Genomic DNA, 9317 nt, shown 5'->3' on the forward strand with positions numbered 1-9317 from the left:
CAACGGGCCGGCTTCCACAACCCCTCATAGATTCGACGCTGAGGAGCCGCGAAATTGGGAGAACCGCAGTGGCTGATGCCCCGCGAACCGATTCCGACACCACGACCGCCGCCCCCGCCCGCGAGGCCGGATCCCGACACGAGGAACCAGCCGGTCGGGCCAAGGCCACCGCGCCTGCCGGATTGAGCTCGCGGGAAAAGCTGCAGATCAATCTGACCCGCAACGGCCTGTATCACGAGGATCGCGAACGGTTTTACGACGGCGTCCAACGCTGGACGATGTTCCTGGTCGTCGTCGCCGGCTCGGCGGCTGTCTTCAACCTCGCGGCCATGAACGTCGCCGTCGCGTCCATCGTCGCGGCCGCGACCACGGCGCTCGGACTGGTCGACCTGGTCTTCAACGTCTCGGGCAAGGCCCGCATCCACGGTGAATTGCGCCTGCTCTCCTTCACCCTGCTGGGCGAGCTCGATGCCGGCGGCGATGAGGTCAGCATCAATTCGAGGCTGATCGCCTCCTATGGCAAGGAACCCGTGTCGAACGGAACGGTCGGCGCCCTTGCCTACAACAATGCCATGAACGCCTATGGCCGGCCGGTGGCCGCGACCTTCTATATCTCTCCGCAGCGACGCTTCTGGCGGCACTTCTTGCCCGATGCGAGCGATCTGGTGGAGATACGCGAACTGCCTGCCGGGCATCCGGCCCGACCCAAGGCGCTCTGAGCGACGCACGATGGCGTTCACGGGATCGCCCTCGTGCATCGGGTCAGCCGAACCGTTCCAGTAGACCATCGGCATCAGCGCACTCCCGACGGGCCGGGAATGAGAACGGTGAGCCTGCTGGTCGGCACGACGAATGAACCGATGCTGTTCAGTCGAACCGTCGCCAGGCCTTCCTCCGGAAAGGCACGAACATGGCCGCGCGCGATGACGCTGCGGCCGCGCAACGCGAACTCGACCAAGTCGTCGATCCTGATGACTCGATGCGAACGCGCGGGCTCGAGCAACTCGGCCGTGAAGAGCTTCAGAAGAATGTCGCTGGGGTTCGGAAGCGCCGCGCGATCAGACATCAAGCACCGCCAGGGCCTGGTCGATCAGTCCGGTGAGTTCGACACGAAGCTCGCTTGCCACGTCGGCGGCGACGAGCGCCTCGGGGCCGCCACGCTTACAGGCGCGGTCGCAGGCTTCGGCGCTGCGGATGAGCAGCCCGGCGCGAGAAAGAATGGCGTCCAGGTCGCCGGACGAAGCCAGCAGCGCTACGGCCGGCGACGTCTCCTGATTGTGCAGCATGGTCGGCTCCATCGTCGTTCGATGGAGCAATCAAGTCACAATTTGTGATGTTCATCAAGATAAAAATCACAAATTGTGATCTTCATCATTTGACTTTACGACGTTCGACCCGTCACCAATCCACTCAGTCGCACGGGCAGACCGCTGACATCATCGCGATAGAGCCAATCTAGGGTCACACCGGTTATCGCAGCGACTCGTATAGCATGATGAACAGGGAGGTGCCTCTTCCCGTTCTCGTACTGATTGTACTGATTTGGACTCATGCCAAATCGAGCAGCGAACTCGGCCTGTTTCTCCGAGTAGACGGCGCGCAGCATTTTGAGCCGCGCGCCGACAGCCTCATCGTCAAATTCTGCTGTCACGGTTGCCATTGCTCGGGCCCAGTTTCGAGGCACCACAATCGGCAATCTCCGGTCTTGTTCTCAATCTCGCTGTTGTGACGCTTGCGAACATCACAAATTGTGATATCCAGTTCACATGCCTACGAACTGCGTGCCCCTCATCGAGACCGTGGAAGACGTCATCGCCGCTTTGGGCGGCAATGACGCCGCTGCACAACTCGCAGGTCTGGCGACACCCTCGGCGGTGTCGAACTGGCCTGCTCGAGGTCGAATACCGGCCTCCTATTTTCTTGTGTTTCAGGCCGCATTGGCAAAAGACGGCAGGCGTGTGTCGCCAACTGTCTTTGGGATCCGCACCGCAGCTCAGGACGACCCTCATTCGGGGAGCCCAGAATGATGTCCTGCCGTAATTTGGCGCTGTCCATGCCGTCAGTGTTGAGCCAATCCGGCTCTCTGCTCCGCCTCGCCGAGCGCCTTGAACACCGCGAGAGACCAACTTTCGAGCGTCTGTCGGGACATGAGAAGCCGCGAGACGATCATCCGCTCCGTGCCTCCTGCTGCATCCCTGCGATCGGAGAAAAGCGTAATTCTGAAGAGTCCGCCGAGGTCCTCGACGGGCAACATTCCCGTAACAAACGTATCGGCGACTGGCACCGGCTCGTAGGCAACGAGGTTCTCTTCGGTTATTCCGAAACCCATGCTCAATATTTCCCACAACTAGGACGCACTGCGCGTCCGCGGCGTGGTTGTCCGATAATTTACGATGAAATATCAATAAATTACTCGGCATATGGTCTACCGTACCTTGTTGAAAAAACTCAACTTTGCCGCGCATCACTTGCAGAGGAACATGTCGGTTCGCGCGAGTCGTCAGAACTGAACCAACAGTCCCCATCCTCCATAGTGACTCGACACCACATGGTAGGACGGCCGGACGGAGGCCGTCCATGACGCGCCTCCGTCCGGTTCTTCTCGGCGCTGCCGCGATCGCTATCCCGATGGCACTGCTTGGCGCGCCCATCCTGGTCATCGCGGACGTGATCTCGCCCCAGGCGGGATACCTCGCGCTCGGCGCGGTCCTGGCGCTCTCGACCCTCGTTGCGTTGCTGGTTGCGCCAGAGGCGGACGAACCATGAGCGCGGGCAGCTTCCCCCTTTTCCCCCGGAAAGCCGGCCCGGTCGATGACAGGTTCGGCGCGACCGGCCGCCTCTCGGCGTGTGTCTGCGGGCTGCATCTGCGAGGGCCTCCGTGATGGCGATCTGACGCTCGCAACCTGACAGACCGAACCCGTTCCCACGCCGGGAAAAGCACATCGCTTTTCCCGGAACAGGAAAACCTTGCCCGAGAGCAGGCCGATGAACGCACCCCTCGCCGATGCCAACTATCACCGCCTCAAGGCGGCCACGCGTGATCTCGTCAAGGCCTGCGGCGGCGTTGAGCGCAGTGCCGAAATCGCGGAGATGTCGTCCTCGGAAGTCTCGCGCTGGCAGTCCTCAAAGGCGCTCCGCTACATCATCCCGCTCGATGCCGTTCTTGCGCTCGAGGCCGATTGTGGCCTGCCCTTCGTGACGACGGTGATGGCCAGCATCAACGGCCGGCGCCTCTCCGAGCCGGAAACAGGCACCGGCACCAGCATGGCCGTCATGGCGCGCTATGCGGAGACGATGAGGTCTGTCTCGGAGGTCATGGCGAAGGCGGCCCTGGCCTTCGCGGACGGCAAGCTGACCGACACAGAAATGGAGATGCTGACGCGCGCGCTCGGCGACATGAAGCGCGAGGCTGAGCTGTTCCAGGGCGAGCTCGCCTCGGCCAAGGGCGGCGCCGGGCTGCGGGTCGTTGGCGAGGCCGGCCGATGAGCATGATGACGAACGACGACGTTCAGGGCGTTGCCGCTGCCCAGTTGAAATCGATCGTCGAGCGCATCGAGCGACTCGAGGAAGAGAAGAGCGCGATCGCCGATGACATCAAGGATGTCTATGGCGAGGCCAAGGGCAATGGTTACGACACCAAGGCGCTGCGCACGATCATCCGCCTTCGGAAGCAGGACGCGTCGGAGCGGGAGGAACAGGACGCGATCCTGGAACTCTACAAGAACGCGCTCGGGATGGTTTGACCGCCATGACGAGCAAGCTCTGGAAAGATCTGACGCGCGATGAAAAGCGACAGGGCGTCATCGATGGCCGGCGTCGCGGCCTGTCGTCAGCCCTGATCGCGGAGGCGCTCGGGGCGCCGAGCCGCAATGCCATCCTCGGCGTGGTGCACAGGATCATCAACGAGGCACGCGCGGATGGCGCCCCGTCGCCGATCCCTCCCTACCGGCCGACAGCGCGGGTGAACGGCACCGGCCGTGCGCCTTCGGTAGCCGGGAAGAAGCTGGGCAGCGGGCCGAAGGCGAAGAATAGACCGGCCGAGATCACTGAAGAGGCAGCGGGAAAACGTCCTTCGCCCAGCGTAAGCCCGATCGAGGGCAAGCAACAGCGCGACACATCGTGCGTGACAGCCGGAGAGACGGCACCCTTGCACGAGCCCATCGCCTACCTCGAGCGGAACGGCACCCAATGCGCCTGGCCGATCGGACCATGGGAGGGTGTGCCGATCGCCCAGAAGCTTTTCTGCGGCGCGCCGGTGCCACTGGGCAAGTTCCTGTCGCCCTACTGCAGCGATCATCATCGTGTGGCGACAACGCCGCCGGCTGATCGTCGGCGCTTCCTGGCAGAGGGGGCGCGCGCTTGATCGATCCTGACGCCGAAACCCGACGCCCGGCACGCGGCGCGCCGCGCCTGCGCAAGCCGGAGGAAATCACGCTCGCCGACCTGTCGCATGGACGCGACCTTGCTGCCTGCCTGGTGCTGCGGTTCGGCGAGAAGTTCCTGCCGATCTTCGAACGCCTCGACAGCGAATGCACGACGCGCGAGCGCCGCGAGGACATGCTCCTGCGCGCGCGCCAGGTCGCAAGCGGCGTGATCGAGCGGCGCGCGGGGGCATCGGCATGACGTCCCCGGCGCTCTCAGGCCGCCTTGCTTATCCCGATGAACAGGCGTTGGCCGAGCACACGGGCAGCGGCATCGAGCTTGTCGAGCTTCGTATTGTGGTGCGGATCGAGGATCCGTCGCACCTCGCCTTCGGCGAGACCGAGGCGTCGACCCATCTCGCTCTTGCTGATGCCGCTCGCGCGCCAGGCAAGAATGACGGCGAGCTTGGCGGAAAGCTGCGCCGGCAGCGACACGAGATGCTCGCCTGCCTGCACCGGCGATGGCTCCGGAATCTCGCGGCCATCTTCGAGGGCAGCAGCGATCACCACTGCGATGGCGTCCTCGGCCATGGCGAGCGCCTCCGCTTCGTCTTTGCCCCAGGTCAGGACCTCAGGCAGATCACGCGCCTGCACGAGCAGTTCGCCATTTTCATGGGGTACGAGCGCGACCGGATAGACGCGCTCACCGAGAAATACGGTACCGGACAGGGCCGGCCAATTCCGCTCAGGCTCTACCGACCCATCAGCCTGGCGAATTGCTCTGTGGATCGCGGCTATGGCGGCCTCGCCGGAACAGCTGAACCATTCTCCGGACTTGCGATGCTTCGAAAGCAACTGATGGGCAATGCGCTCGACCTGCGCGGCCTGATCGCCCATGTCGATGGAGAATTCCATTTTCAGCTTGAAGGGGCAGGAAGTTGCAACGCCCGCAAGGCGCCGCTGCAGATTGTTCGTGATTCCGATTTTCACGATTTCCGCGTCAGTCGCAAAGACATATACGAACAAGAAAGCCACCTCGGCGCAGGACAATCAACCAACGAAGATTGTCGCTCATCGCTGTTTGCTGGTCGAGTGGCGGGAGCGAGGTTATGACCTCCCTCCCCTTCCACCCACTGGCCAACATCTTCCCTCTGCTCGAGGACCGCGCCTTCGCGGAGCTCGTCGAGGACATCAGGGCCAACGGCATCCTGGACGAGATCGTCATGCTGGATGGCAAGATCCTCGATGGCCGCAACCGGTATCGGGCTGCCATTGCGGCCGGCCTCTTCGACGCTGACGTCGACTGGCAGCGCGACTGGCGCTTCGTCCGCTTTGGCGAGACCGGGCTCGACGGCATCGCCGCGGGATCCGATCCGACGGCCTATGTCATTTCGAGGAACCTGCGCCGGCGACATCTGACCGAGAGCCAGCGCGCCATGGCGGCGGCGGAGCTCGCCAGCGGCCGTCACGGCGGGGCTCGCACGGGCAGCTCTGCGCAAGCGGCAAATTTGCCGCTTGCCCTGACGCAAGCCGCCGCCGGCGAAATGCTGAATGTCTCGGAACGGACCGTTCGCAGCGCACGCGTCGTCATCGAGACTGGCGCGCCCGCGCTGGTCGAGGCCGTCAAGCAGGGATCGGTCTCGGTCTTCTCGGCCGTCAGCCTTGCCCAGTTGCCGATCGCCGAGCAGCGTCGCGTCATTGAGACAGCCGACCAGCGCGCGATCGCGGGCTTCGTGAAGGGCCTGCGTGCGGAGAAGCAGGCAGCGAAGAAGGAGCGTCGTGTCGCCCGTGAGATCGCGCTCGGGTCGCTGCAGCGCGCCCTGCCCGATCGGAAATTCGGCGTCATCTACGCCGATCCGGAATGGCGGTTCGAACCTTACAGCCGGGAGACCGGCATGGATCGCGCCCCCGACAATCATTATCCGACATCGGAGACGAACGACATCATCGCGCGCCCGGTCGGCACGATCGCGGCGAAAGACTGCGTCCTGCTGCTCTGGGCCACCGGCCCCATGATCCGCGCCGCGCTGCGCGTTATGGAGGTCTGGGGCTTCGAGTACAAATCACAGCAGATCTGGGTGAAGATCCGCCCGGGCGACGCGCGCGGCCCCGGATACTGGTTCACGGGCGAGCATGAGCTGCTGCTGCTCGGCACGCGTGGCAACGTCCCCGCGCCGGCGCCCGGTGAGCAGTGGCCCTCCGTCGTTCACGCACCCGTCGGCGAGCATTCGCAAAAGCCCGAGATCTTCGCCGAGATGATCGAAGAGTATTTCCCGAACCTGCCGAAGATCGAATTGAACGCGCGCCGCGCCCGGCCCGGCTGGGAACTCTGGGGCCTCGAGGCGCCGGCGGCGGAGGTGCTCGGATGAGGACCTCCGAAATCAAGGCCGCGATGGCGCGGCAATGGAAGCAGCCAGAATACGCGCTGTTCTTCGAGGTCCGGGACGGCGCCGGATTCGACACGAAGCGCTCGGCGGACGCGGTCATCATGTCGCTATGGCCGTCACGCGGGCTTCGCCTCACAGGCGTCGAGATCAAGGTTTCGCGCTCAGACTGGCACCGCGAAAAGACGAACCCGGCCAAGGCCGACAGCATTGCCCGGTTCTGCGATGAATGGGTGCTGCTCACGGGTCCGAACGTCGTGAACGACGTGGACGAAGTGCCGCCGCTTTGGGGCTGGACGGTCTTCGACGGCAAGTCCTTCAAGGTGATGCGCAAATCCGGCCAGCAGCCGGCGGAGCCGCCAACCCGTTCCTTTCTCGCGGCGCTCCTCCGTCGAGCCGACGAAGCCGAGGCGGCGCTTCGCAACGAGGAGGTCGAGAAGCGCATCGCCGACCAGCGCAAGGCGCTCGAAGAGTCGTTTCAGAAGCGGATCGAGCGTGAGGTCGCCTCCCGCTCATCCAGGGCAACCGATCTTCTCAAGACCGTCGAGCAGTTCGAGGCGGCAAGCGGGATATCGATCCGGGACACGTGGCGCAGCGGCAGCGAAGTCGGGCGCGTGGTCAAGGCCGTCCTGGAGAGCGGCGCGGCCAGCACGTATGCCGGCCTGCTCGGCCAGGCGAAGCAGCTGGAGGACGCCGCGGCGAATATCCGCAAGGCCTTTGCCGATCTCAACCTTGCTCCCGAGTCTGTCGATACCGACGAAATCCTACGTTCAGCGATGAGGCGAACGGCATGAACGCCCCATCGCGTCGAGGGCTTCGCTGGCACAGCTGCAAGTGGCGGCTCACGTCATGGATCTTCGCGCACCTGCTGCCGCACCGTGCCTATGCCGAGCCGTTCGGTGGCGCCGTCTCTCTGCTGCTGCGAGAGGCCCTGACAGCAGACCACAACAGCGCATCCAATCCCCTACCGCAGGAGACCCCTATGAAGACGCTTAAGCAGTTCTGGATGGTCATGGGCGATGGCCCGCCGACCTACAGGCACGACAATCAGATTTCGGCAGCCATGGAGGCCAAGCGCCTGGCCCGGACGAACCCTGGCGTCGAGTTCGTCGTGCTCGAGGCGGTGGCGACGGCATTCAAGAACGATGTCGACTTCACCGTGCTCCGACCAAGCCGGCGGGCCATAGCTGCGGAAACGGATGAAGGCGACCTACCCTTCTGACCATCCGGAAGCGCGCTTTCCGCATGGAGAGCGCGTCACCGGGCGATCGGGCCCGAGGGGAAAACATGATGCCAGCGCACATCCTGGACCATTTCCGGTTCGAACACCTGCCGCCGCGCCTGCAGTCGGTCAGCCGGCCCATCGGCGAGCTCGCGCGCAAGTTCGATGCGGATCTGCCCGACGGCGCCGAGAAATCGACCGGCCTGCGGAAACTGCTGGAGGCGAAGGATTGCCTCGTCCGGGCCGAACTCGAGCGGCGCCCGCAGGGACAATCCTTGCCGCCGAACGGCTGAACGGCCGCCATGTTGATCGCGGTGCTCGGCAATCTCCCGCAGCTGGCCCTCGGCCTCTGCTGGACGACCGTCGTCTTCCTCGGCGGTCGTCGATTTGAACGCTGGAAATCCGGGCGCCGGCTTTCCGAACGCTAGATCTCGTCATCACAATTTCGGAGACAATTTATGCGTCGAATTATGCTTGCCGCGGCGATCCTGCCGCTGGCCGGATCGGCCGCAGCCGCGGACCCGATCACCCTCAACCTCTGCACCGGCGGCAGCAGCGGGCCGTATCACCAGGCCGGGCTCATGATCGCCGGCATGGCGAAGTCGGACCCGAACGTGCGGATCAATGTGATCGCCGACACGGGCGGCACCTGGGGCAATATCGAGCGGACAGTTCTTGGCGAGGGGTGCGACGCGATGATCGGCCAGCCCGACGGCGCGGCCTATCTGAAGCGGCAGAACCCGGCGGCCGCCATGAAGCTGAAGCCGATCGCCGATCTCCATCGCGAATATCTGCATGCGCTCTGTTCGAAGGAGAGCGGGGTTTCGGATATCGGTGACCTCGAGAACGATCCGAAGGGCCACGGCTGGTCAATCGCGCTCGGCGATCAGGGGTCTGGCGCCTGGCTGATCTGGCAGAACTTCGTGGCCGAGGATTCGGACTACGGCGCGGTGCCGGTCACCACAGAGAGCGGCGTCATCGCTCTTTCCTCTGTTGCCGCCAACGAGACGACCTGCCTGCTGCAGCCGGCAGCGCTCGGCAACAGCCTGGTGATGCAGGCCGACGAGCAGTTCGGCGACGGGCTCGCGCTCGTCGGCGTCAACGATCGCGACTTCGACGATGCGGCCGATCCGCAGGGCAAGCCGCTCTATGCATACGCGAAGATCCCGAGCGGGACATATCCGAACAGCCTGCAGGGCTGGTGGTCGGCGAAGTCCACCGTGTCATGGGTCGCGAAGGTCTATGTGAACCCGGACCGGATCCCCGACCAGAAGGCGCTCGGCGCGTTCATCACCGCGGTCGCCCGCGCGAAGCCAGCGATCCGGGCACAATTCGGGAAATAGGGGGAGG

18 protein-coding genes are annotated in these 9317 nt (G+C 64.2%); 13 read left to right on the forward strand and 5 right to left on the reverse strand.

Features of this window, described 5'->3' with window-relative positions; translation table 11 throughout:
• Window positions 1-68: 68 nt before the first annotated feature.
• Window positions 69-719, forward strand: a complete 651-nt coding sequence (locus QO014_RS13735) for a hypothetical protein (protein WP_266349263.1) — start codon at window positions 69-71, stop codon at window positions 717-719.
• Between the two features lie 74 nt (window positions 720-793).
• On the opposite strand, the gene QO014_RS13740 is transcribed toward QO014_RS13735, so the two are convergent.
• From QO014_RS13740 to QO014_RS24585, 3 genes are all read right to left on the reverse strand, one after another.
• Window positions 794-1066: a hypothetical protein gene (locus QO014_RS13740; protein ID WP_266349264.1), complete on the reverse strand. Its 273-nt coding sequence runs from the start codon at window positions 1064-1066 to the stop codon at window positions 794-796.
• Complete coding sequence (locus tag QO014_RS13745) at window positions 1059-1286, reverse strand: hypothetical protein (protein WP_266349265.1); 228 nt, start codon at window positions 1284-1286, stop codon at window positions 1059-1061. Before QO014_RS13745 ends, QO014_RS13740 begins: the two co-directional genes overlap by 8 nt.
• A gap of 95 nt (window positions 1287-1381) precedes the next feature.
• Window positions 1382-1660 (reverse strand): helix-turn-helix domain-containing protein, encoded by a 279-nt coding sequence (locus QO014_RS24585; protein WP_370877134.1) that lies wholly within the window; start codon window positions 1658-1660, stop codon window positions 1382-1384.
• A gap of 106 nt (window positions 1661-1766) precedes the next feature.
• Between QO014_RS24585 and QO014_RS24590 the strand changes: the two genes are divergently transcribed.
• Window positions 1767-2027 (forward strand): carph-isopro domain-containing protein, encoded by a 261-nt coding sequence (locus tag QO014_RS24590; protein ID WP_370877135.1) that lies wholly within the window; start codon window positions 1767-1769, stop codon window positions 2025-2027.
• Window positions 2028-2059: 32 nt separating this feature from the next.
• Here the strand turns inward: QO014_RS24590 and QO014_RS13750 are convergent, their stop codons facing one another.
• Window positions 2060-2329, reverse strand: coding sequence for a hypothetical protein (locus QO014_RS13750; RefSeq protein ID WP_266349266.1), 270 nt, complete (start codon window positions 2327-2329; stop codon window positions 2060-2062).
• Between the two features lie 248 nt (window positions 2330-2577).
• Here QO014_RS13750 and QO014_RS13755 point away from each other — a divergent pair, with 248 nt between their 5' ends.
• The 5 genes from QO014_RS13755 to QO014_RS13775 all read left to right on the forward strand — a co-directional run bounded on the left by QO014_RS13755 (window position 2578) and on the right by QO014_RS13775 (window position 4623).
• The gene (locus tag QO014_RS13755; protein ID WP_266349267.1) at window positions 2578-2766 is read left to right on the forward strand and encodes a hypothetical protein; all 189 of its coding nucleotides are present in this window, start codon (window positions 2578-2580) and stop codon (window positions 2764-2766) included.
• Between the two features lie 219 nt (window positions 2767-2985).
• Entirely contained in the window at window positions 2986-3486 is a 501-nt protein-coding gene (locus tag QO014_RS13760) for a hypothetical protein (RefSeq protein WP_266349268.1), read from the forward strand.
• A gap of 5 nt (window positions 3487-3491) precedes the next feature.
• Entirely contained in the window at window positions 3492-3743 is a 252-nt protein-coding gene (locus tag QO014_RS13765) for a DUF2312 domain-containing protein (RefSeq protein WP_266349330.1), read from the forward strand.
• A 5-nt stretch (window positions 3744-3748) separates the two neighbouring features.
• On the forward strand, window positions 3749-4363 hold the full coding sequence (locus QO014_RS13770; protein ID WP_266349269.1) for a GcrA family cell cycle regulator: 615 nt from the start codon (window positions 3749-3751) through the stop codon (window positions 4361-4363).
• Entirely contained in the window at window positions 4360-4623 is a 264-nt protein-coding gene (locus QO014_RS13775) for a hypothetical protein (RefSeq protein ID WP_266349270.1), read from the forward strand. Before QO014_RS13770 ends, QO014_RS13775 begins: the two co-directional genes overlap by 4 nt.
• Before the next feature lie 14 nt (window positions 4624-4637).
• On the opposite strand, the gene QO014_RS24595 is transcribed toward QO014_RS13775, so the two are convergent.
• Window positions 4638-5396 carry a GIY-YIG nuclease family protein gene (locus QO014_RS24595; protein WP_370877136.1) on the reverse strand — a complete coding sequence of 253 codons (759 nt, stop codon included), beginning with the start codon at window positions 5394-5396 and terminating at the stop codon, window positions 4638-4640.
• A gap of 74 nt (window positions 5397-5470) precedes the next feature.
• Between QO014_RS24595 and QO014_RS13785 the strand changes: the two genes are divergently transcribed.
• From QO014_RS13785 to QO014_RS13810, 6 genes are read left to right on the forward strand one after another with little or no spacing between them, the layout of a single operon-like run.
• The gene (locus QO014_RS13785) at window positions 5471-6730 is read left to right on the forward strand and encodes an MT-A70 family methyltransferase (RefSeq protein ID WP_266349272.1); all 1260 of its coding nucleotides are present in this window, start codon (window positions 5471-5473) and stop codon (window positions 6728-6730) included.
• Window positions 6727-7539: a hypothetical protein gene (locus tag QO014_RS13790; RefSeq protein ID WP_266349273.1), complete on the forward strand. Its 813-nt coding sequence runs from the start codon at window positions 6727-6729 to the stop codon at window positions 7537-7539. The genes QO014_RS13785 and QO014_RS13790 overlap by 4 nt, the downstream gene beginning before the upstream one ends.
• Window positions 7536-7967, forward strand: a complete 432-nt coding sequence (locus tag QO014_RS13795; protein ID WP_266349274.1) for a hypothetical protein — start codon at window positions 7536-7538, stop codon at window positions 7965-7967. The genes QO014_RS13790 and QO014_RS13795 overlap by 4 nt, the downstream gene beginning before the upstream one ends.
• A gap of 23 nt (window positions 7968-7990) precedes the next feature.
• Window positions 7991-8260 carry a hypothetical protein gene (locus QO014_RS13800; RefSeq protein ID WP_266349275.1) on the forward strand — a complete coding sequence of 90 codons (270 nt, stop codon included), beginning with the start codon at window positions 7991-7993 and terminating at the stop codon, window positions 8258-8260.
• 9 nt (window positions 8261-8269) lie between these two features.
• On the forward strand, window positions 8270-8395 hold the full coding sequence (locus tag QO014_RS13805; protein ID WP_266349276.1) for a hypothetical protein: 126 nt from the start codon (window positions 8270-8272) through the stop codon (window positions 8393-8395).
• A 30-nt stretch (window positions 8396-8425) separates the two neighbouring features.
• A complete protein-coding gene (locus QO014_RS13810) occupies window positions 8426-9310 on the forward strand; it encodes a TAXI family TRAP transporter solute-binding subunit (protein WP_266349277.1) in 885 nt (294 codons plus the stop codon).
• Window positions 9311-9317: the final 7 nt, after the last annotated feature.

Source organism: Kaistia dalseonensis (assembly GCF_030814715.1).
GTDB classification, from domain to species: Bacteria; Pseudomonadota; Alphaproteobacteria; order Rhizobiales; family Kaistiaceae; genus Kaistia; species Kaistia dalseonensis.

Coding starts and splice junctions, on each gene's coding strand:
- QO014_RS13795 (WP_266349274.1), top strand. CDS start 7,536: ATGAACGCCCCATCGCGTCGAGGGCTTCGCTGGCACAGCTGCAAGTGG.
- QO014_RS24590 (WP_370877135.1), top strand. CDS start 1,767: ATGCCTACGAACTGCGTGCCCCTCATCGAGACCGTGGAAGACGTCATC.
- QO014_RS13755 (WP_266349267.1), top strand. CDS start 2,578: ATGACGCGCCTCCGTCCGGTTCTTCTCGGCGCTGCCGCGATCGCTATC.
- QO014_RS13810 (WP_266349277.1), top strand. CDS start 8,426: ATGCGTCGAATTATGCTTGCCGCGGCGATCCTGCCGCTGGCCGGATCG.
- QO014_RS13740 (WP_266349264.1), bottom strand. CDS start 1,066: ATGTCTGATCGCGCGGCGCTTCCGAACCCCAGCGACATTCTTCTGAAG.
- QO014_RS13770 (WP_266349269.1), top strand. CDS start 3,749: ATGACGAGCAAGCTCTGGAAAGATCTGACGCGCGATGAAAAGCGACAG.
- QO014_RS13805 (WP_266349276.1), top strand. CDS start 8,270: ATGTTGATCGCGGTGCTCGGCAATCTCCCGCAGCTGGCCCTCGGCCTC.
- QO014_RS13745 (WP_266349265.1), bottom strand. CDS start 1,286: ATGCTGCACAATCAGGAGACGTCGCCGGCCGTAGCGCTGCTGGCTTCG.
- QO014_RS13750 (WP_266349266.1), bottom strand. CDS start 2,329: ATGGGTTTCGGAATAACCGAAGAGAACCTCGTTGCCTACGAGCCGGTG.
- QO014_RS13790 (WP_266349273.1), top strand. CDS start 6,727: ATGAGGACCTCCGAAATCAAGGCCGCGATGGCGCGGCAATGGAAGCAG.
- QO014_RS13765 (WP_266349330.1), top strand. CDS start 3,492: ATGACGAACGACGACGTTCAGGGCGTTGCCGCTGCCCAGTTGAAATCG.
- QO014_RS13800 (WP_266349275.1), top strand. CDS start 7,991: ATGGAGAGCGCGTCACCGGGCGATCGGGCCCGAGGGGAAAACATGATG.
- QO014_RS13760 (WP_266349268.1), top strand. CDS start 2,986: ATGAACGCACCCCTCGCCGATGCCAACTATCACCGCCTCAAGGCGGCC.
- QO014_RS24585 (WP_370877134.1), bottom strand. CDS start 1,660: ATGGCAACCGTGACAGCAGAATTTGACGATGAGGCTGTCGGCGCGCGG.
- QO014_RS13785 (WP_266349272.1), top strand. CDS start 5,471: ATGACCTCCCTCCCCTTCCACCCACTGGCCAACATCTTCCCTCTGCTC.